This window comes from Mycobacterium sp. ABE4_509, assembly GCF_056160785.1.
Genome location: NZ_JBSWXU010000110.1, coordinates 1 through 18,908, shown reverse-complemented (window position 1 = coordinate 18,908; position 18,908 = coordinate 1). Strand labels below are relative to the sequence as shown.

Here is an 18,908-nt window from a genome sequence, read left to right as displayed (position 1 = left end):
CCGCGTCGAGCGCGTCCAAGGACACCGCGCCGCGGCAGGGCAAGAATGCCGATGAGGCGGCCGAGGATGCCGATGGCGCCGAGGTCGCCGGGCGGTCGGAGCGCGGCGGCCAGGTCGCCACGCAGTCTGCCGGGTCGATCCGCGAGGTCATCGCGGCATCGGCGGAGCAGGCGGCCGAGCAGCGGTTCGGTTCGGCGGCCCGGCGCGCGGCGATTCTGGCGGCGGTGATCTGTGTGCTGACGCTGACCATCGCCGGGCCGGTTCGGACCTACTTCGCCCAGCGCACCGAGATGCGCCAGTTGCAGGCCACCGAGGCGCAGCTGCGCGAGCAGATCGCCGATCTGGAACAGCAGAAGGACAAGCTCGCCGATCCGGTGTTCATCGCCGCCCAGGCCCGCGAGCGGCTGGGGTTCGTGATGCCCGGGGAGACTCCGTATCAGGTGCAGTTGCCGCCCGGTGCCGCGGCGCCGGGCACACCGCAGGAGCTGGCGGCCGAGGTCAACAGCGGTGACCCGTGGTACACGGCGTTGTGGCACACCATCGCCGATGCGCCGCACGGTCTGCCGTCGACGCCGTCGACCCCGCCCGGTGCGCCCGGGGCACCTGAACCGGTTCCTGCCGGGCCCGAACCCGTCGCGCCCGGCGCGCCACCGCCCGGTGGTTGAGCCCGCCGATCTCGACGCCGTCGCGGGGCAGCTGGGCCGGGAGCCCCGCGGTGTGCTCGAGATCGCCTACCGCTGCCCCAACGGTGAACCCGCCGTGGTGAAGACCGCGCCGAGATTGCCTGACGGAACACCGTTTCCGACGTTGTACTACCTGACCCATCCAGCGCTGACGGCCGCGGCGAGCCGGTTGGAGTCCTCGGGGATGATGCGGGAGATGACCGAGCGGCTGGCCGCCGACCCGGACCTGGCCGCAGCCTATCGTCGAGCCCACGAGTCCTATCTCGCCGAGCGTGATGCGATCGAGTCGCTGGGTACCACCTTCTCCGGCGGGGGCATGCCGGAGCGGGTCAAGTGTTTGCATGTGGTGATTGCCCATTCGCTGGCGAAAGGACCGGGGGTGAACCCGTTCGGGGACGAGGCGCTGGCGGTGCTGGCCGTGGAGCCGGGGATGGCCGGAATTCTGGACCGAGAGGTGTGGACGTGACACGTGTGGCCGCCGTCGATTGCGGGACCAACTCGATCCGGCTGCTCATCGCCGACGTCGCCGACGGGGTGGTCTGCGACGTGCATCGTGAGATGCGCATAGTGCGCCTCGGGCAGGGCGTCGACGCCACCGGCCAGTTCGCCGCCGACGCGCTGGTGCGCACCCAGGTGGCGTTGGTCGACTACGCCGAGTTGATGCGTCGCCACGACGTGGCGGCGGTGCGGATGGTGGCGACGTCGGCCGCGCGTGACGCGTCGAACCGGGACGCGTTCTTCGCGATGACCGCCGATGTGCTCGGCGCGGTGGTTCCCGGGTCGGTGGCCGAGGTGATCACCGGCGCCGAGGAGGCCGAGCTGTCGTTCCGCGGCGCGGTCGGTGAATTGGATTCGGCCGAAGCGCCTTTCGTGGTCGTCGATCTGGGCGGGGGTTCCACCGAGGTGGTGCTGGGCTCGGCGGACTCGCGGGACGTGGTGGCCGGCTACTCGGCCGACATCGGCTGTGTGCGGCTCACCGAGCGGTGCCTGCATTCCGATCCGCCCACCGAGGAGGAGGTCGCCTCGGCGCGTGCGGTGGTGCGTTCTGCGCTGGATGAGGCGCTGCGGGCGGTGCCGGTCGAGGGTGCGCGCACCTGGGTCGGGGTGGCCGGCACCATGACGACGCTGGCCGCGCTGGCGCTGAAGATGACGACCTACGACTCCGAGGCGATCCATCTGGCCCGGGTGGGGTTCGACGACCTGCTTCAGGTGTGCGCGGATCTGGTCGCGATGACCCGTCAGCAGCGCGCCGCGCTGGGGCCGATGCACGAGGGCCGGGTGGATGTGATCGGCGGGGGAGCGATCGTGGTGCAGGAACTGGCGGCCGCCCTGACCGAGCGTGCCGGGATCGACGAGTTGGTGGTCAGCGAGCACGACATCCTGGACGGCATCGCGCTGTCGATCGCGTAGCGGACTGGGGCGGTGCTGCCGCACGGCGTCCCCACGTCACCGCGGGCGTCCGCTTTCTGACGGGGATCGCGCGATTCCCATCAGAACCCGTACGCTCACGGGCCGGTGCCGGGCTGGAGCGACCCTCAGGCCGCCGCACCCAGGTGGCGATGGGCTCCCGCCCGCTGCTTGGTCGGGTCGTGCTGGCCGCCCAGCGTCACCGCCAGCAGCACCATGACCCCGCCCAGGCACAGGTGCAGCCAGTTGTCGGCGTTGTTGAGCGGGACGACGTGGGCGGTGCTGCCCCGCTCGATCAGCAGCCCGTACATCCACAGCCCCAGGTAGAGCATCCCGCCGAGCGCCAGATAGGCCCGAGCGCCGGAATAGGAACGGGCCATCGCGAAGCCGGCGGCGGCGACCGTCAGGTGAACGATGTTCACCAGCGCGGAGACCATGAAGACGCCGAACAGTGCGGCACCGGAATGCTGCCCGGCCCAGGCCAACTCACCGAGGTTCGCCGTCACTCCGGGAATGAATCCGAGCAGCCCGAGTGCGGCCAGCAGCGCGGCCATGATCAGCGCCGCGCCCTGCACCGCCATGTATTTGGGACCCGACGACATGGCCCGCCTCCCTCCACGCCGACCGTATTGACGTGTCTGTTGAAGGAGGTACCCAGGTTTGCGGCGCGGTTAACCCGCCGGATGTCAGGGCCGCAGGATCGGGGCCAGCGCGTCGAGCACGGCGGGATCCTCGATCGTCGAGGGCACCGGTTCGTCGCGGCCGGCCGCGATCCCGCGCAGCGTCTTGCGCAGGATCTTTCCCGAGCGGGTCTTGGGCAGCGCCGGAACGATGTCGACCAACCGGAACGCCGCCACCGCGCCGATCTCGTCGCGCACCATCCGCACCAGCTCGTCGGCCAGGCCGTCGGTCGACGCCCCGGCCTTGACCACCACCAGTCCGCGGGGTGCCTGCCCCTTGATCTCGTCGGGCACCCCGATGACGGCGCACTCGGCGACCGCCGGGTGCATGGCGAGCACCTCTTCGATGGCGCCGGTGGACATCCGGTGGCCGGCGACGTTGATGACGTCGTCGATGCGGCCCATCACGAACAGGTAGCCGTCCTCGTCGTAGCGTCCGCCGTCGCCGGTCAGGTAGTAGCCGGGGTGCTCGGACAGGTAGGACGCCTCGTAGCGGGCCTCGGCGTTCCACAGGGTGGGCAGCGTGCCCGGCGGCAACGGCAGCCGGATGCAGATCGCGCCTTCCTCGCCGGTCTCGCAGCGGTAGCCGTCGTCGTGCAGGATGTGCACGTCGTAGCCCGGCATCGGCACCGTGGGCGAGCCCGCCTTGATCGGCAGCGCTTCGACGCCCATCGGATTGGCCGCGATGGCCCAGCCGGTCTCGGTCTGCCACCAGTGGTCGATCACCGGGACGCCGAGTTTGTCGGTCGCCCAGTGGTAGGTGTCGGGGTCGAGCCTTTCCCCGGCCAGGAACAGGTACTTCAGCCCGGACAGGTCGTAGTCGGCGAGGTATTTGCCCTCGGGGTCCTCCTTGCGGATCGCGCGGATCGCCGTCGGTGCGGTGAACAGCGCTTTGACCCCGTGCTCGGCGGCCACCCGCCAGAACGCCCCGGGGTCGGGTGTGCCGACCGGTTTGCCCTCGTAGAGCACCGTGGTGGCGCCGAGCAGCAGCGGTGCGTAGACGATGTAGGAGTGGCCGACCACCCAGCCCACGTCGGAGGCGGCCCAGAACACCTCGCCGGGGGCGAGGTCGTAGATGTGGCGCATGCTCCACAGCAGTGCGACGGCGTGGCCGCCGTTGTCGCGCACGATGCCCTTGGGTTTGCCGGTGGTGCCCGAGGTGTAGAGCACATAGAGCGGGTCGGTCGCCGCCACCGGGACCGCGTCAGCGGGTTCGGCGCCGGCCATCACCTCGTTCCAGTCCAGGTCGCGGCCCTCGATGAGCTCGCAGCGGTGGCGATCACGTTGCACCACAACGCAATGCGCCGGCGGGTGGTCGACCATGGCGACGGCGGCGTCGAGCATCGGCTTGTACTCGACGACCCGGGACGGTTCGATGCCACACGACGCCGAGACGATCACCGTCGGCCGGACGTCGTCGATGCGCACCGCCAGCTCGTGCGGGGCGAAGCCGCCGAACACCACCGAGTGGACCGCGCCGAGACGGGCGCAGGCCAGCATCGCGATCACGGCCTCGGGGATCATCGGCATGTAGATGACGACGCGGTCGCCCTTGCCGACGCCGAGGCCGCGCAGCACGCCGGCGAAGCGGGCGGTCTGTTCGAGCAGGTCGGCGTAGCTGTAGACGCGCTTGGTGTCGGTGACCGCGGAGTCGTAGATCAGTGCGGGCTGGTCGGCGCGCCCGCCCCAGCTGATCCCCGAGTCGCTTCGCTCCTGCCCGCCGGCGACGTGGCGGTCCAGGGCGTTGGCGCAGGTGTTGAGTTCGGCGTCGGGGAACCAGCGGTAGAACGGCGGGTGGCTGTCGTCGAGGATGCGTTCGGGCGCCTTGGTCCAGGTGACGGCGGTGGCGGCCTCGGCCCAGAAGGCGGCGGGGTCGTTGGTGCTGGCGTCGAAGAGGTCACGGTACCCGGGCATATCGGCACGGTAGCGCGTTGCCGATACTCTCGGGGGATGACCAGCCAACCCCCGTCCATTCGGGCAGTGCGACGCAGCCACATCGACGCCCGTGGGGTGCGGTTCCACGTCACCGAGGCGGGTCCGCCGGACGGCCGACCGGTGCTCGCGCTGCACGGGTGGCCGCAGCATCACTGGGTGTACCGGGATCTGCTGGCCGATCCGCCCCCCGGGTTGCGGATCATCGCCCCCGACCTGCCGGGCTACGGGTGGTCGGGCCCGGCGCCGCACCGGTGGGCCAAGGAGGAGGTGGTCAGCGACCTGGTTGCGCTGATCGACGCGCTGGGGCTGGACCGGCTGCTGCTGGTCGGCCACGACTGGGGCGGCTTCCTGGGGCACCTGCTGACGCTGCGGGAGCCCGAGCGCATCGACGGCTACCTGGCGCTGAACATCGCGCATCCGTGGGTGCCGCCGGCGGTGATCGCCCGGCATGCGTGGCGGTTCCTGCTGTATCAGCCGCTGATCGCGATCGGCGGGGTTCCGGTGCAGCAGCGCACCGGCTTCCTGGACCGTGCCTACCGGCGGTATTCGGAGATCGACGCGCAGACCGCGCGGGTCTACACCGAGCGGTTCCGCGATCCGGTGGTGGCGCGCGCCGCCCGCGACACCTATCGGACGTTTCTGTTTCGGGAGATCCCGCGGGCGGTCCGGCACCCGGAGCGCCGGCAGGCGACGGTGCCGATCCGGGTGCTGTTCGGCCGCGACGACATCGCGATCGCGCCGGCGCTGGCCGATCCGGAGACCGCCCGCGCCGACGACTACACCCTCGAGTTGGTCGACGGCGGGCATTTCATCGTCGACGAGCGCCCGGACCTGGTGCGCGACAAGTTGGTCCGGTTGGCAGGCGAAACCCGCGCCGGCTAGCGCTAGCGGGCGACCACGCCGGCGGCGCGTGCGTTGGCGACCATGTCCTCCCAGGCGCATTCGCCGGCGACGAGCACGGTCAGTGCGGTGATCAGCGCGATCGAGGACACGGCCCAGTACACCGCGGGGCTGACCGCACCCGGGGTGGCCACCAGCATGATCGCGACGCTGCCGGTCAGCGCGAGAAGGGAGCCACACCACAGATCCTTGGAGCCGGTGGCGGCGGCTTGCCGATTGGGTGATGTGTTAGCCATGACTCCACGGTGCTGTGTCCGGCTTAGAGACTGCTCGGCGAAACCTGTGTATCGGCTATGAGACCGGCAACGAATCGGCTACGTAGGCGGTTGTTCGGCAGTGATCGCTTGGTAGCTGTGGGCGCCGGCGCGCTGCACGAGTGCCCGGACGACACCCCAGACCACACCCTGCAGGGCGGCGGCGAGCAGTGCCGAGGATATCGGTTGCTGCAGATCCTGCGGGTCGGGTGGTTCGGAGTCGTCGATGCGCTCCCAGGCCAGGCTGAAGATCTTGCCGGCCAAGATGCCGCCGCCGATACTCGCGGCGGTGGAAAGCGGGATGTAGAGGGATCTCGATAATTTGCTCATGCCGTCTCCGCACGTCTTCGGTGACTCCGTCGGGCCTCGGGCACATACCCCGGCGGCGGGGTTGCCAAACCTGGTCCCCGCCGTGCGTGACGTGGAAGGATCGGCCCCATGGACGCCGACCGGCTGCAGGACGACGACCAGCTCCACCGCGGTCGCCGTGAGACCGGAACCGAACGGCTGGACCGCAATTGGAACAGCTTGCTGCAGGAGCTGCGGGTGGTGCAGACCGGTGTGCAGGTGCTGACCGGGTTCCTGCTGACGCTGCCGTTCCAGGGGCGTTTCGACATCCTCGACGGCGGTATGCAGATCGTCTATCTGGTCACCGTGTGCACCGCGGTGCTCTCGACCGCGCTGCTCGTCGCGCCGGTGGCGATGCACCGGCTGTTGTTTCGCCAGCAACGGTTGCGCAGTCTGGTCTCGGCGTCGCACAAGTGCGCCTACGCCGGGGTGCTGCTGCTCGGGCTGGCGGTGACCGGGATGACGGTGCTGATCTTCTACGCGGTGCTGGGGATGGTCCCGGCGCTGCTCGCCGGCATCGGCGCGGTGGTGGTGTTCAGCGGCTTCTGGCTGGTGCTGCCGCTGGGCATGCGACGTTCCGAGTCTCCGCCGGCGCCCTAGACGTGTGCGCCAGAGGACCTTCGACTCTGGTGCGCCACCGGCACGGACGCGCAGTCTGGTGATGCCAGGGCGAGCCGCACCGTGATTGTGGTGGCGTCCGCTATCTCAGTGGGGTCGCAGGCATTGAGGAGCGAGATGTCATGGTGACTACACGCACAACGACCACGGTGCTGGCCGTCCTGCTGCTGGCGGGGTTCTTCGCGGTCGGCGCCGGATTCTCCGGCGACGGTGACCTCGTCGCGCAACCACAATCGACCTTGTCCACCTCCCGCGGTGTCGACCTGCCGGCCCAGGGGCCGGTGGGCCCGCACTGCTGGGGGCCGAGCGGCTGGAACTCCGCCTGCGGTCCCGAACCGCTGTGGGGGCCGGGGATGGGCCCGGGCTACTACAACGGCAACCCGTGGGGTCCGGGAATGATGGGCCCAGGCTACGGCAGCCAAGGACCGTGGGGGCAGGACTGGACGGGCTCGATGTTCGGGGGCGGCTGAGCTATTCCAGGCCCGGCCGCTGGTAGCGCAGGTACATGTAGCCGGTGTCGCTGACCAGCGTCTGGTCCAGGTGCAGCCGGGTCGGTGAGTTCATCGGGGCGGCGGCCTGCCCGAGTGGCTGGCATCCGGCCAGCAGCGGGGCCATCGTCACGCACAGTTCGTCGACGAGGTCGGCGGCCACGAGTTCGTCGAGCAGGGTCGGCCCGCCCTCACACAGCACCCGCCCCAGGCCGCGGGCGCGGAGTTGGGCCACAGCGTCGGCGACGTTGACGTCGTCCTCGCCGCACACCATCACCTCGCAGGGAAGATCGGCCACCGCCGGGTTGCCCGTCCGCCCGCGGGTGCTGGTGATCAGGATCGGCGGCGTTGCTCCGCCGAGCATCGTCTCGGGCAGTCGCCCGCTCTGCGACACCACCGCGATCGGCGGGGGTAGTTCGGTGAAACCCGACTCGATGCGCTGGCGCCGGTGTTCGGGGCTCAGCCTGACCGGTCCGTAGCTCTCGGCGCGTGCGGTGCCGGCACCGACGAGTACGACGTCGGCGTAGGCGCGCAGCGCCAGCAGCAGCTGCTGGTCGGGCGGGCAGGACAGCGGACCGGCGCGGCCGCCGAACCCGGCGGCCCCGTCGGCGCTGAAGATCATGTTCGCGCGCACCCCGAGCGGGGCGGGCCGGTATCCGTGGTCCTCGACCGCGGCACCCGCGGCGACGGTGAGCAGCCGGGTCACGCGTCGTGTCCGGGGGCGAGGTCGCGGACGTCGGAGAACGAGATCAGCTCACCCAGTTGCTCCGGTGCGCTGCCGGCGACCGGCTCGAGCAGATGGCCGACGTGGTCGCCGAGGTCGAAGCGGCGCAGCACCTTTCCGACGAACCAGCCCGCGGCGGCGTCGAGGATCGGCATCCCCTGCGGGCCGGTGTGCCAGCCGCACCGCGCGAACTTGTCACACGAGTCGCCGGTGGTGCCCCCGAACAATTGCGCCAGTGGCAGTTCGGTGCGGGGCAGCACGTGCACGGCGAGGTGCTCGCTGTGCTGGGCGACGCCGAACGTGTGGTTGTTGCGGGACAGCCCAGCCAGGAAGCGGGGCGGGTGGATGCTGGTCTGGGAGGCGAACCCGACCAGGCAGCCGGCCGGGTGCCCGTCGGCGCTGGTGGTCACGACGAACATCGGATAGTCGAGCAGCGACGCCAAGTCGTCGAATGCGGCGCTGCCTTCGGCCTCCACCATGGCATTCGGCGTTGCCGCTGCGTAGGGTTTCCAAACGTGCCGCCGGCCTTGGCGGGCAGGTGTTTCAGCGCCCGTGGGCCGGGTATCGATGCTGCCCATGAAGGCAGTCACTTGGCATGGCCGGCGCGACGTGCGCGTCGACACCGTTGCAGATCCGATCATCGAGAAGCCCACCGACGCCGTCATCGAGGTGACGTCGACCAACATCTGCGGCTCGGACCTGCACCTCTACGAGGTGCTCGGGGCGTTCATGAACGAAGGCGACATCCTCGGTCACGAGCCGATGGGGGTGGTCCGCGAAGTCGGGTCGGAGGTCTCCGAGCTCGCGGTCGGGGACCGGGTGGTGATCCCGTTCCAGATCTCGTGCGGGCATTGCTTCATGTGCGATCAGCAGCTCTACACGCAGTGCGAGACCACCCAAGTCCGTGACCAGGGCAGCGGCGCCGCGCTGTTCGGCTACTCCGAGCTCTACGGCTCGGTTCCCGGCGGGCAGGCCGAATATCTGCGGGTGCCCCAGGCGCAGTTCACCCACATCAAAGTTCCCGACGGGCCGCCGGATTCGCGTTTCGTCTACCTGTCCGATGTGTTGCCGACGGCCTGGCAGGCCGTCGAATACGCCGAGGTGCCCGACGGTGGATCGGTGACGGTGCTCGGTCTGGGGCCGATCGGGGACATGGCGGCGCGGATCGCCCACCACCGGGGCTACCGGGTGATCGCGGTCGACCGGGTGCCTGAGCGGCTCGCCCGTGTCGCGGCCCGCGGGATCCAGACGCTGGACGCCGAGCAGTGCAACGGGTCGTTGGGCGATGCGGTGCGGTCGATGACCGATGGCCGGGGCGCCGACTCGGTGATCGACGCCGTCGGGATGGAGGCGCACGGCTCGCGGGTGGCCCAGGCAATGCAGACCGCGACCGCGTTCCTGCCGGACGCGGTGGCCAAGCCGTTGATGCAGGTGGCGGGCCTCGACCGGCTCGACGCGCTGTACAGCGCGATCGACTGTGTACGCCGCGGCGGCACGTTGTCGTTGATCGGTGTGTACGGCGGTATGGCCGATCCGATGCCGCTGATGAAGCTGTTCGACAAGCAGATCACCGTCCGGATGGGCCAAGCCAACGTCAAGCGGTGGGTGGACGACATCATGCCGCTGCTCACCGATGACGACCCGCTGGGGGTGGACACGTTCGCCTCGCACGTGGTGCCGTTGGCCCAGGCGCCGCACGCCTACGACATCTTCCAGAAAAAGCAGGACGGCGCGGTCAAAGTCGTTCTGCAGCCATAGCGAATAAGGGGTTTCACTGCCGCCGGGCCGGGTAAGCCTAGACAACAGCGGTTCATTGGAGGTGAGGCGTGTGCCGAACCCGTCGATCAAAGACCGAAGACTCTGTTGATCCACACGCCGCGTGAGCACTGAGGCGCTCGGCGCCCGGCGGCGCGCATACGGCCACAACAACGTGTTTGACCGGTACCCACACGGAAACGGCATGGACATGGATGCGGACAACGAAAGCACGGAACTGGTGGAGCCGGCCGCGATCCGAGAGGGCGACGTGATCGCCGACCCGGCCGCGCAGCGCTGGCTGACCGTCCACGAGGTGCAGCTGATGGCCGACGCCCACGCCGGGACCTATCGCTTCTTCGGCGACGGGCCCGGTGATCGGGTGGCGTTCGAAGCGGACGAACGCGTCAAGAGGCGCACTTCCTGACCATTCGGTCATCTTGTCGCGGCGGCGTCACCGTTTCGCGACGCGGCGCCCGGGTATGCCACCGCCATGGCAGCTCCGGCGACACACGCACACGAAGCGTCGCCGCCGTCGAGGTCGCCGCACCGGTATCGGGTGTGGCACCGACGGCCGGCCCTGCGCACGTAGCCGAAGCCCACAACGACACGGACACCGAGCGAGGAGGAATTCGGATGCCCCAGACCTCACGAGACCCCGTCGACCATGCCCGCACCACCCGCCAGCACGCCGGCGAGACGATGAAGGCCGGGGTGAATGCCCCGGGTCTGACCGCTGTCGGGGTGGGCATCGTGGCGCTGTTCTTCGGCTTGGCGGCCTTCGCCACCGGGCGACCCGACGCCGGCATCATCGCGGTGGTGGTGGCTGTGCTGCTCGGCGGCGCCGGGCTGGCCTGGATCGTGGTGACCCACCGCCGAGTGCATGAACGCCAGAAGGATTGGCACCGAGAGCATCCCGAAGTTCCCTACGAGCCGCCGACGAGTTGAGGACATGACCCAAGCAGACAACCCGGCCCAGCCCACCGGAACCGCTGCAGCGCCGGGCGCTGCTGGCGCTGCCGAACCGGTGCTGCCGGTGCTGCCCGCGCCGCCGACCACCCCGGCGCGCACCGTGGCCAGGCTCGCGCTGGCCGGCGCGATGGTCTTCGCCGGCCTGAGCCACCTGTTCTGGGGGCGCGAGACGTTCCGCGCCCAGGTGCCCAAGTGGGTGCCGATGGATGAGGACGGCGTGGTGATGGCCTCCGGCGGCGTCGAGATCATGCTCGGGGCCGGGCTGGCGTTGTTGCGCCGCGACCGTGTGCTGGTCGGCAGGCTGCTCGCGGCCTTCTTCGTGGCCGTGTTCCCCGGCAACATCGCCCAGTACGTCAACAAACGTGACGGGTTCGGTCTGGACACCGACACCAAGCGGTTCGTGCGACTGCTGTTCCAGCCGGTGCTGATCGCCTGGGCGCTGTGGTCGACCGGGGTGCCGCGGCGGTAGGTCCGGGCCAAGCTCACGCCGCCTCAAGTACCGTCTGAGCTGCGAAGCTCCCATAGCCGAATTGAATGCCTGGTTTTTCCGCGTCGGGGGATTAACCGTCGCGGGTAGCCTCGTTGGTTACGGGGGTTGGCATGGGAAAGAACTTGGATGTGGACGCCGGCGGGTTGACGTCGGCTGCAGCCGACAGCGCCGCTGTCGCCGCTGATGTGCTCGTTGATGGTTTTGACGGTGCGGCAATTGCCCGCCCGAGTGGTGCGGAATCGCTGCAGTTGAAGCGGCAAGCGGCGCCGCGCGGATGCGTGTCTCAGGTCGCATTGCCGGTCAGGCCGGTGATGTCGCTGCGGCAGGTGATCGCTATGAGGCGACGGACGGGGGCAGTGCCGACGCTATCGCGGTGACCGTGTGAGCCCTGCGGCCGCATCGATGGGTCTACCCAGCAGGCCGGACGTCGAGGCCTGGGACAGCTCAGACCTCGATGCGGCCGCTACTCGCTGGCGGGCGGCGGCAGGTGCACTGGAGTTGGCGTTCGAGCAGCACCGGCAGAACATCCTGTCTCCTGGCGGCACCACATGGGAAGGTGACGCCAAAGATGCCGCTCTGAACCGAGCAAACGCGGATACTTCGGTGGTGCGTCGGCAAGGTGATGTGCATCGTGCTGCTGCCGATGTCGCCGCGCGCGGCTCCGAAGACATCCAGGTCGCGCGCAGTCGAGTGCTCGAAGCAATCACCGAAGCTGAACAGGACGACTTCACCGTAGGTGACGACCTCTCGGTGACCGACAACCGTGCCTACGACATGGAGACTGCTGCAGCCCGCGCAACCGCTGCGGCCGAGCACGCTGAATACATCCGATGGCGCACTGAGCAGCTCGTCGCCACCGATGCCCTGATCGGGCAGCAGCTTCGAGCGACCGCCGCTGAACTCGAAGGAATTCGGTTCGAGGCCGATCGCGGTGGCAATGAGACTGGTCCGGCGATTCGGCTCGTAGACAACAAGACTGAGGACAAGGGCTCCGAAGAAGGGTCGGCAGAGCATAGGGGTGCGGGATCGCTGCCGAAGGAGTCTACGGGCAGCTGGCAGGACATGCTCGTGCCCGAGGGGACCGCTGAAAACTCTGAAGCCGCCGATGCAGCCGACTCGCCGTTGGAAGCGATCCTTGGGGAGGGCAAGCCTGCGGGAGGCCCACAGCCGTCCAGCCTGGACGAGGCGTTGACGGAAGTCGCAGGAAAGCCCGTCGAAGTACCGCCCACGGCATCGGAGCGCATCCTCAATCAGCACGCCGGAACCGGCAGGGGCGAGGATCGCCGGTACACGCAACATCCGTTGGAAGCTCCCATCGTTGGTGCCGATCCATCAGTGATCGGTGATCAGCAGGCCAGGGTGAACGCTGCGCATGAGGGCGTGACGTCGGCCCAAGCTGCGCTCGACGATGCGCTGGCTCAGTCCACGGTCGCTGGTCCGGGCGCCGGCCCGACCCGGGACCAGCGCGACGCCCTGGGACAGGCCTTGTTCGATGCGCGCGGCGAGGTGACGAGTCAGACCGAGGTCCTGGAGAATCTCAACGCGGCGGCCGGTGAAGTCGGTCAGGGGCGCGTACCGATCCCGGCGCTTCCCGAGAATGCCGATGTACAGGCTTTTCCAGCGGAGCCTTCGGCATTCGCCGAAGGCAGCCGCGCCCTGAGTGAAGGCAGTTTTGGTTTGATCCCCGATGTCGCCCACGACATCGACGTCTTCCGAAACTGGAACGACGCCTCAGTCGAGGACCGGGTCGGTGCGGTGCTCGACGTGGCCGGGTCAGCACCCATTCCAGGCGGCAAGTTCGTCACCGAGGGCCTTGAACATACTGTTGACGCGTTCAACGCCGGGCGTCACGTCGACGACGCCCTGGACGCCGGCAGTGCGGGGGCACACCATCTCCCCGATGCGCCATCGGCTCCCCATGTCGACAACACGCCGGATGCGGCTGGGCTGCACGGCGGTGGTGCTGACGTCGGTGCCGTACCGACGTTTGCGCTGGAGGACGCAACCGCGATTCTGCACAGCAGTGAAGCCAATGGTGGGCACCTCATCGAGCGTCACGTTGGGCGAACGTTCGATGACCTCTCTGCGCGTTTGGCCGATTCACCTCGACTCGGGAATGTATCAACGTTCGCATCTGTCGACGAGGCGTCCTCGGCGCTCAGTGCTGCACTACAGCAGAACAAGAGTGTGTTCGATGATTGGATAGCTAACGGAGCGAGGGGAAAGCTCGAATTGGTCGCACCATTTGAGGGTGGATCGGTGCTGGTGCGTGGGTCCGATACCGTGGTGCCGGGGTCAAGCGTCAAGATGGTCCTCAAAGCGGATGGTTCTGGTGGGTGGTATCTATTGACTGGGATGGTTAATCGATGAGCGCACAATCGGTTTCACGCTCCTTATCGCACTTTTTCGGCGCGTACTTTCACGAGGATTGGGACCTGGAAGCCGATGATTGGCAAGGAATCGTCGACGGTTATGTTCGCGATGAACAACCTTCCGCGGATTTGCTCCGTTCGCTGAGCCGAGAAATCGATGAAGTGAGTGCCGCTTGCGCCGAGACAGATATGAGACGACTCGTCACACGAACCTTGGGGGCCAACTATTACCCACTGCCGGAATTCACCTACAGGGAGTGGCTCGGGCAGGTCGCTGCACGCCTGCGCGAGCACGCCGGTGCGGTTGATGGTGTTGCCACCCCACCTACGGAATGAGAGCAACGTCGTCGGCTCTCATTTGATGTACCTCGGCCAGCCAGCAGCACCGCGGTATCAATACGGTACTGAGGAAGGCAGGTCGGCCCGGAGATCGACAAAGATACCCTCATAACTGCGAAGCCCCCATAGCCCAATTGGCAGAGGCAGCGGACTTAAAATCCGCCCAGTGTCGGTTCGAGTCCGACTGGGGGCACAGTGAACACTTGGTGGATGTGGTTGTGCGCACCCGTCGGCCCTGTGCCGCGAACCCCATTACCGGAGCGGTGCCGCCGACGTCGACAACGAATGTGTTCCGACGTAGGTTCGGCCGAGGGTGACGAACCCGTCCGAGTTGCGGCGTGGTTCAGCGAAGGAGCCGAAGAAGCTGGTGCAGGCGGTGACGACGGCGGACGGCCGACGGCTGGCATATCTCGAGGTCGGGGTTCCCGACGGTCCACTCGTGCTGCACAACCACGGCGGCCCGAGCAGCCGGCTCGAGGCGATCCTCCTGGCCGATGCTGCGGCCGAGAACGGTGTGCGTCTGGTCTGCGTCGACCGCCCCGGAATGGGCCAGTCGAGCCCCCAGACGCGTCGCTCCTATGCCGGCTGGGCGCAGGACCTGCTCACCGTTGCCGACGCACTGGGACGTCAGCGGTTCGGCGTCACGGGCTGGTCGGAGGGCGGGCCGTGGGCGCTTGCGGCGGCCGCCTACATCGACCCGGCCCGCCTGCAACACGTCAGTAGCATTGCCCCGGGCAGTTACGGAGCCTTCGGCGATAACTCAGCGGCGCAGTATCTTTCGAGGATCGACGCGGTGGGAGGCTTGCTCGCGCTGCGCTTCCGACCTGGCTTTCGGCTCATGTATGCGGCTCTCGGTTTCGCCGCAAGACATTGGCCTGCGGCCTTCGTCGCACAGGTGCGCAGCTCCGTCAACGACTACGACCAGGCGATTCTTCTCAGGCCGCAGGTCGCGGAATGCTTCGGCGAAACCTGCGCCGAGTGCTTCGCCCACGGCTCCGACGGTCTCGTGGTCGACGCCGAACTGCTCTACCGTCGCTGGGCTTTCGACGTCAGCCAGATAGGACGGCCGGTCCATATCTGGCAGGGGCTGGACGACCGGCTGGTGCCCGACCCCATCAACAAGGCGGTGGCCGACGCGATGCCCGGCGCGGTATGGCATCCGGTGGACGGCGCGGGGCATTTCGTGGCCGTCGGCTCGGGCCGCGAGATATTCGCGATCGCGGCAGCCGAGCTGGGTGCGAGCTGAGGAGTTGCGGCGCAGTGGACGGTCGGGTGTGGCTGTCCCACGCCGGATGGCCCGCCGCAGGTCCACCGACCGGGGGACCGCCGCATCCACCACGGAATCGCCTGTTTGTCGGACAGACTCGACCCTCCGGGTGCGCGACGGTGGTAACTGCCACTACGTAATCGCTGGTCTCCTCTAGAGACCGAAGGGATGTGGCGAGATGAAGGAACTGGTCTTCCTCGATACTGAATGCACCGGTCTGGGGCTGAACGCGGATATCTGGGAGGTCGGCGCGATCCGGCGGCACGCGGGTGGTTCTCACTCCGACCTGCACATGTTCGTCGAGCACGACCCGGCGAAGACGACCTTGCTGCCCGAACCGTTCCGCAGTGACTACACCGCCCGTTGCCCCGTCGACCCAGCCGCTTTCGTGTCCCAACACACGGCCGCCCGGCGGCTCTGCGAGTTCATCGACCGCAACGCGGTCGTGGTCGGTGCCACCCCGACTTTCGACAGCGTGCGGGTGGCCGATCTGTTCGGGCGTTGCCGCATGCCCGTGCCACCGTGGCTGTACACCGTGGTCGACGTCTGCGCCCTCGGAGCTGGACGGCTGGCAGCCCAAGGGCGGCCGGTGGAGTTCCCGGCCCGCATCGACCAGATCGCCCGGATGCTTGGTGTCGACCCGGGCAACTATCCGCGCCACACCGCCCTGGGTGACGTTGCCTACGCCGAAGCGGTTTTCGATCGCTGCATGGCTGCCGAAGACGAGTTGGCAGCGATGCCGGCGTCGTGGGGCTCTGCCGCCGCGGGACTGCATGCGGGTTGCCGTTACGACGTCGCCAACTAGCAGAATGCGGCTGCGGCCGGTGACAGCACTCAGCGGCCCCTGTCGCGCCGAAGCCCGACGTGCCATGGAGGCGGTCAGGCCGCCAAGACTGTGCGTCGGCCCGGGGCCGGACGCCGACGCGGTCGCACCGGCATGCCGTGGCGCACATATCCGCGAACCGGCCAGGTCTGCGCTCTTCTGCGTTGCACGACGCGGTCGCGCTCGGCCAGGTGCTCGACGAAATGGGTGACGATCCAGCCGGCGCCTGACAGCGCCAGCGCGAAACCGAATGTCCGCGGTGACCCCATGAGCATCGCCACCAGAGCGAATGTGCCTGATGCGAACGCCACCGATGTTGCGACCGCGTAGACCACGGTATGGCGGCGTCGCCTGCTGATACGGGCTTCGTTGAGTGTCATGTTGCCATCGCCTCCGGTAGCGGTGATTCCCACACCAGGACCGGGCTAAACAACATCGCTGTAATTCGACGTGCGCTAACGACTCCCTGCGGCTCAGCTCCGTTGCGCCCTCGGATCATCCCCCAGCCCGCAGCCACTGTCCGACCCTCGCCATGCCTTCGTCGATAGACACCGGCGGGTGGTAGCCACCCGTCGCTGATGATGAACACGTGCCCGGCCGCGGTGTCGTCGGTCACCACCCAGCACCACGCCGTCGACGAAGTCGGCGATGTAGACCGGGGATAAGATTCCGTTGCCGCCGTTGGGTTGTGGGAAGCCAGTGGTCTTGCGCATCTCAGCGACCGGCGAGCGCACCTACACCGATCCCGAACCGCTCACAGCCGCGCGGCAGCGTGCGCGAGCTGCGCTGCGGCGCCGGAGAGGACCGGCTCGCCGTGCCCGAAGCACACCGTGTGGCCAGCCGGCGAAACGACCCGATCGTCTGGTCACGGTCCTGGTTGAACACCCCGAGCATGACCGCGCCCACGCTGGCGATCGTGTCGCCGGTGAACAGGATCCCGTACTGCGGCAGATGCACGGCGATGCTGCCGGCGGTGTGCCCGGGGGCGGCCACCACCGTCGCGCCCCGGCGAAGGGCAGCGTTTCACCTCCGGTCACCTCCCGGTCAACGTCGACCGGGGCCGACTCCCAGGGCAGGTCGGCCGACCTCATCCCACAACGGACGTTCCCAAGTCCAGCAGCACCGGCGGCGGCCACTACGGTGCCGCAGCCGGCGCGCATCAGTGTGTCGCTGACGGGTTAGGACCTCAGCGTCAGCCTCAGGTCGCTCAACGGTTCGGCGTTGCCCAGAATCACCACCGAACTCTGGCTGTTGACGTCGTCATAGGGGAAGCCGTAGGCGAACCCGTCGACGCTGTTGGCGTGGAAGAAATGCGCCCAGTCGTTCCAGCGTCCGCCGGCCGGGTAGTAGGCCGACACGTCGTTCCAGCTCCCCGGCGAGGCGGCCACCCCGCGGTTGAACGCGGCGTCGAGTTCGGCCAGGAACGCACCCTGCAGGCCGGTGCCGACGAACGGGCCGTCGGCGCGGAAGACCTCCCCGGTGGTCGGTTTGGTCATGGTGTGCGACGAGGCGCTGCCGTCGGCGGCGGTCACGGTGTAGGCGAAGCGGTCGTCGGCTCCGACGTGGCCGGTGACCGTGTACCCCGGTCCGTCATAGCGGAACTCCTCGCTCCGGTAGGTGTTCCAGAACTCGTCGACCGGCTCGTCGAACCAGGTGGCCAGGTCGCCGGGCTGGTGTGAGCGCGGAGCCAGGATCCGGACCGGTTCTCCGTTCTCGTCTCTGATGATCAGGGCCTGGAACGCGTCGGGGACGGTGTCCTCGAACTCGGTGAAGACCTCGGCGCGGCTCAACGCGATACCCCGGGTTGCCGAGAAGGCGTCCTGCGACACGGTGAAGGTGAACGGGAAACCGAACTGGTCGACCTGGGTGGTGTTGCCGCCGAACGGAACCGAGCCGTTCTGGTAGCTCAGCTCGTACCAGTCGTAGACCGTGTCGTAGTTGGGGTCGGCGGGGTTGGCTCCGTCGGGGGAGGCCCAGCCCGAGTTGTCGGCGGCGATGCCGATGTAGAGCGGTGCGTCCAGGGACACGTAGATCCGGCCACCCAGCAGCTCCGGCGGGATCCGCAGGCCGTCGGCTTCGGCGAGGGTGAACGTCATGTCGGCGTAGTTGACGCCGTCCTTCTCCAGGTGGCCGGGCGCATCGGCGGCCGCGTGGTCGATGTGGTGCGCCACCCCGTCCCGATCGACCCAGGACCACTGGCCCGGGGTGACCTGACCGATGACGAACAGGTGCACCTGGTCGTCGGCGTAGTCGCTGTCGTTGACGAACGACACCGGGAACGATCCCGGCACACCCGGCCCGTCCGGCGGCGTCGGCGGGTCCGGATCCGGTCCGGGCGGCGTGGACGCCGCGCGCACCTCGACGGTCAGCGTGGTGGTGGCGGTGTGCCCGGCGCGGCCCAGCAGCCCGAAGGTCAGGGCGTTGAGCAGGCCCGACAATCCGTGGATGTGGAAGCCGTCGCGCGCGTCCGACGCCGTGACCGAGAACGTGTCGGTGTAGGCCGTCACGCCGTCCCAGGCCGCCGGCGGTGTGTAGGTGGCCGTATCGCCGGAAATCGTCAGGACGCCCGCGGCCGTTCCGGTTCCCTCGGCCGATCCGCGCACGGTGTAGCTCAGCGCGCGGCCGTCGGCGTCCACCGCGGTCAACGCGAACGGGTCACTGGCGCTGACCGGTTCGGCCGTCACCGAGACCGTCTGCGGTGAGTAGACCGGCGTCGCGGCGAAGAAGGTGCGTTCGAACCAGTTCCGGGCCGCCGTGAGCATCGACTCGATGGACGTGAGCACCGAGCCGGCGGGCGGACTCGCGGCGGCCGCCGGCGCCGGACCGCCCGCAGCCACCGCGACAGTCTGGGCA

At 68.6% G+C, this 18,908-nt stretch carries 24 protein-coding genes and 1 tRNA gene; 16 read left to right on the top strand and 9 right to left on the bottom strand.

The window, feature by feature from the left end; translation table 11 throughout:
• The 3 genes from ACXAID_RS20415 to ACXAID_RS20405 all read left to right on the top strand — a co-directional run.
• Window positions 1-665: FtsB family cell division protein (locus ACXAID_RS20415; protein ID WP_475024029.1), on the top strand; the 665-nt coding region annotated here is incomplete at its 5' end.
• Window positions 658-1,149, top strand: a complete 492-nt coding sequence (locus tag ACXAID_RS20410; RefSeq protein ID WP_475024028.1) for a DUF501 domain-containing protein — start codon at window positions 658-660, stop codon at window positions 1,147-1,149. The genes ACXAID_RS20415 and ACXAID_RS20410, both read left to right, overlap by 8 nt.
• Complete coding sequence (locus ACXAID_RS20405; protein WP_475024027.1) at window positions 1,140-2,093, top strand: Ppx/GppA phosphatase family protein; 954 nt, start codon at window positions 1,140-1,142, stop codon at window positions 2,091-2,093. Before ACXAID_RS20410 ends, ACXAID_RS20405 begins: the two co-directional genes overlap by 10 nt.
• A 125-nt stretch (window positions 2,094-2,218) precedes the next feature.
• Here ACXAID_RS20405 and ACXAID_RS20400 read toward each other — a convergent pair whose 3' ends face one another.
• A complete protein-coding gene (locus ACXAID_RS20400; protein WP_475024026.1) occupies window positions 2,219-2,692 on the bottom strand; it encodes a DUF4383 domain-containing protein in 474 nt (157 codons plus the stop codon).
• 84 nt (window positions 2,693-2,776) lie between these two features.
• The gene (locus ACXAID_RS20395; protein ID WP_475024025.1) at window positions 2,777-4,684 is read right to left on the bottom strand and encodes a propionyl-CoA synthetase; all 1,908 of its coding nucleotides are present in this window, start codon (window positions 4,682-4,684) and stop codon (window positions 2,777-2,779) included.
• A gap of 36 nt (window positions 4,685-4,720) precedes the next feature.
• Here ACXAID_RS20395 and ACXAID_RS20390 point away from each other — a divergent pair, with 36 nt between their 5' ends.
• Window positions 4,721-5,587 (top strand): alpha/beta fold hydrolase, encoded by an 867-nt coding sequence (locus tag ACXAID_RS20390; RefSeq protein ID WP_475024024.1) that lies wholly within the window; start codon window positions 4,721-4,723, stop codon window positions 5,585-5,587.
• 2 nt (window positions 5,588-5,589) lie between these two features.
• Here ACXAID_RS20390 and ACXAID_RS20385 read toward each other — a convergent pair whose 3' ends face one another.
• Both ACXAID_RS20385 and ACXAID_RS20380 read right to left on the bottom strand, forming a co-directional pair.
• Entirely contained in the window at window positions 5,590-5,841 is a 252-nt protein-coding gene (locus ACXAID_RS20385; RefSeq protein WP_475024023.1) for a hypothetical protein, read from the bottom strand.
• Between the two features lie 78 nt (window positions 5,842-5,919).
• The gene (locus ACXAID_RS20380) at window positions 5,920-6,189 is read right to left on the bottom strand and encodes a DUF4235 domain-containing protein (protein WP_475024022.1); all 270 of its coding nucleotides are present in this window, start codon (window positions 6,187-6,189) and stop codon (window positions 5,920-5,922) included.
• A gap of 108 nt (window positions 6,190-6,297) precedes the next feature.
• Here ACXAID_RS20380 and ACXAID_RS20375 point away from each other — a divergent pair, with 108 nt between their 5' ends.
• On the top strand, window positions 6,298-6,807 hold the full coding sequence (locus ACXAID_RS20375) for a DUF6328 family protein (protein WP_475024021.1): 510 nt from the start codon (window positions 6,298-6,300) through the stop codon (window positions 6,805-6,807).
• A gap of 143 nt (window positions 6,808-6,950) precedes the next feature.
• Window positions 6,951-7,295 (top strand): hypothetical protein, encoded by a 345-nt coding sequence (locus ACXAID_RS20370; protein WP_475024020.1) that lies wholly within the window; start codon window positions 6,951-6,953, stop codon window positions 7,293-7,295.
• Between the two features lies 1 nt (window position 7,296).
• Here the strand turns inward: ACXAID_RS20370 and ACXAID_RS20365 are convergent, their stop codons facing one another.
• The gene (locus ACXAID_RS20365) at window positions 7,297-8,019 is read right to left on the bottom strand and encodes a pyrimidine reductase family protein (protein ID WP_475024019.1); all 723 of its coding nucleotides are present in this window, start codon (window positions 8,017-8,019) and stop codon (window positions 7,297-7,299) included.
• Window positions 8,016-8,516 (bottom strand): flavin reductase family protein, encoded by a 501-nt coding sequence (locus tag ACXAID_RS20360; RefSeq protein WP_475024018.1) that lies wholly within the window; start codon window positions 8,514-8,516, stop codon window positions 8,016-8,018. The genes ACXAID_RS20365 and ACXAID_RS20360 overlap by 4 nt, the downstream gene beginning before the upstream one ends.
• A gap of 97 nt (window positions 8,517-8,613) precedes the next feature.
• Here ACXAID_RS20360 and ACXAID_RS20355 point away from each other — a divergent pair, with 97 nt between their 5' ends.
• The 10 genes from ACXAID_RS20355 (at window position 8,614) to ACXAID_RS20310 (ending at window position 16,037) form a co-directional block, all read left to right on the top strand.
• Complete coding sequence (locus tag ACXAID_RS20355; protein WP_475024017.1) at window positions 8,614-9,795, top strand: zinc-dependent alcohol dehydrogenase; 1,182 nt, start codon at window positions 8,614-8,616, stop codon at window positions 9,793-9,795.
• Between the two features lie 121 nt (window positions 9,796-9,916).
• The gene (locus ACXAID_RS20350; protein ID WP_475024016.1) at window positions 9,917-10,219 is read left to right on the top strand and encodes a hypothetical protein; all 303 of its coding nucleotides are present in this window, start codon (window positions 9,917-9,919) and stop codon (window positions 10,217-10,219) included.
• Window positions 10,220-10,428: 209 nt separating this feature from the next.
• Window positions 10,429-10,740: a protein UsfY gene (gene usfY, locus ACXAID_RS20345; RefSeq protein ID WP_475024015.1), complete on the top strand. Its 312-nt coding sequence runs from the start codon at window positions 10,429-10,431 to the stop codon at window positions 10,738-10,740.
• A gap of 4 nt (window positions 10,741-10,744) precedes the next feature.
• Window positions 10,745-11,233, top strand: coding sequence for a DoxX family protein (locus tag ACXAID_RS20340; RefSeq protein ID WP_475024014.1), 489 nt, complete (start codon window positions 10,745-10,747; stop codon window positions 11,231-11,233).
• A 131-nt stretch (window positions 11,234-11,364) separates the two neighbouring features.
• On the top strand, window positions 11,365-11,631 hold the full coding sequence (locus tag ACXAID_RS20335) for a hypothetical protein (RefSeq protein WP_475024013.1): 267 nt from the start codon (window positions 11,365-11,367) through the stop codon (window positions 11,629-11,631).
• Window positions 11,632-11,635: 4 nt separating this feature from the next.
• On the top strand, window positions 11,636-13,624 hold the full coding sequence (locus ACXAID_RS20330; RefSeq protein ID WP_475024012.1) for an RNase A-like domain-containing protein: 1,989 nt from the start codon (window positions 11,636-11,638) through the stop codon (window positions 13,622-13,624).
• On the top strand, window positions 13,621-13,962 hold the full coding sequence (locus ACXAID_RS20325) for a contact-dependent growth inhibition system immunity protein (RefSeq protein WP_475024011.1): 342 nt from the start codon (window positions 13,621-13,623) through the stop codon (window positions 13,960-13,962). Before ACXAID_RS20330 ends, ACXAID_RS20325 begins: the two co-directional genes overlap by 4 nt.
• A gap of 122 nt (window positions 13,963-14,084) precedes the next feature.
• Window positions 14,085-14,158 (top strand) — tRNA-Leu (locus ACXAID_RS20320).
• 174 nt (window positions 14,159-14,332) lie between these two features.
• Window positions 14,333-15,211, top strand: a complete 879-nt coding sequence (locus ACXAID_RS20315) for an alpha/beta fold hydrolase (protein ID WP_475024010.1) — start codon at window positions 14,333-14,335, stop codon at window positions 15,209-15,211.
• A gap of 199 nt (window positions 15,212-15,410) precedes the next feature.
• Window positions 15,411-16,037 (top strand): exonuclease domain-containing protein, encoded by a 627-nt coding sequence (locus ACXAID_RS20310; protein ID WP_475024009.1) that lies wholly within the window; start codon window positions 15,411-15,413, stop codon window positions 16,035-16,037.
• A gap of 74 nt (window positions 16,038-16,111) precedes the next feature.
• Here ACXAID_RS20310 and ACXAID_RS20305 read toward each other — a convergent pair whose 3' ends face one another.
• The 3 genes from ACXAID_RS20305 to ACXAID_RS20295 form a co-directional block, all read right to left on the bottom strand.
• Window positions 16,112-16,435, bottom strand: coding sequence for a hypothetical protein (locus tag ACXAID_RS20305; protein ID WP_475024008.1), 324 nt, complete (start codon window positions 16,433-16,435; stop codon window positions 16,112-16,114).
• 334 nt (window positions 16,436-16,769) lie between these two features.
• Entirely contained in the window at window positions 16,770-17,051 is a 282-nt protein-coding gene (locus tag ACXAID_RS20300) for an MBL fold metallo-hydrolase (RefSeq protein ID WP_475024007.1), read from the bottom strand.
• 182 nt (window positions 17,052-17,233) lie between these two features.
• Window positions 17,234-18,908 (bottom strand): beta-1,3-glucanase family protein (locus tag ACXAID_RS20295; RefSeq protein WP_475024006.1); only part of this gene is annotated, 1,675 nt, incomplete at its 5' end.

What these genes read in the sequence shown, in the direction of transcription:
- usfY (WP_475024015.1), top strand. Translation starts at nt 10,429, where the DNA reads ATGCCCCAGACCTCACGAGACCCCGTCGACCATGCCCGCACCACCCGC.
- ACXAID_RS20390 (WP_475024024.1), top strand. Translation starts at nt 4,721, where the DNA reads ATGACCAGCCAACCCCCGTCCATTCGGGCAGTGCGACGCAGCCACATC.
- ACXAID_RS20395 (WP_475024025.1), bottom strand. Translation starts at nt 4,684, where the DNA reads ATGCCCGGGTACCGTGACCTCTTCGACGCCAGCACCAACGACCCCGCC.
- ACXAID_RS20325 (WP_475024011.1), top strand. Translation starts at nt 13,621, where the DNA reads ATGAGCGCACAATCGGTTTCACGCTCCTTATCGCACTTTTTCGGCGCG.
- ACXAID_RS20360 (WP_475024018.1), bottom strand. Translation starts at nt 8,516, where the DNA reads ATGGTGGAGGCCGAAGGCAGCGCCGCATTCGACGACTTGGCGTCGCTG.
- ACXAID_RS20355 (WP_475024017.1), top strand. Translation starts at nt 8,614, where the DNA reads ATGAAGGCAGTCACTTGGCATGGCCGGCGCGACGTGCGCGTCGACACC.
- ACXAID_RS20400 (WP_475024026.1), bottom strand. Translation starts at nt 2,692, where the DNA reads ATGTCGTCGGGTCCCAAATACATGGCGGTGCAGGGCGCGGCGCTGATC.
- ACXAID_RS20310 (WP_475024009.1), top strand. Translation starts at nt 15,411, where the DNA reads ATGAAGGAACTGGTCTTCCTCGATACTGAATGCACCGGTCTGGGGCTG.
- ACXAID_RS20305 (WP_475024008.1), bottom strand. Translation starts at nt 16,435, where the DNA reads ATGACACTCAACGAAGCCCGTATCAGCAGGCGACGCCGCCATACCGTG.
- ACXAID_RS20375 (WP_475024021.1), top strand. Translation starts at nt 6,298, where the DNA reads ATGGACGCCGACCGGCTGCAGGACGACGACCAGCTCCACCGCGGTCGC.
- ACXAID_RS20385 (WP_475024023.1), bottom strand. Translation starts at nt 5,841, where the DNA reads ATGGCTAACACATCACCCAATCGGCAAGCCGCCGCCACCGGCTCCAAG.
- ACXAID_RS20335 (WP_475024013.1), top strand. Translation starts at nt 11,365, where the DNA reads ATGGGAAAGAACTTGGATGTGGACGCCGGCGGGTTGACGTCGGCTGCA.
- ACXAID_RS20380 (WP_475024022.1), bottom strand. Translation starts at nt 6,189, where the DNA reads ATGAGCAAATTATCGAGATCCCTCTACATCCCGCTTTCCACCGCCGCG.
- ACXAID_RS20340 (WP_475024014.1), top strand. Translation starts at nt 10,745, where the DNA reads ATGACCCAAGCAGACAACCCGGCCCAGCCCACCGGAACCGCTGCAGCG.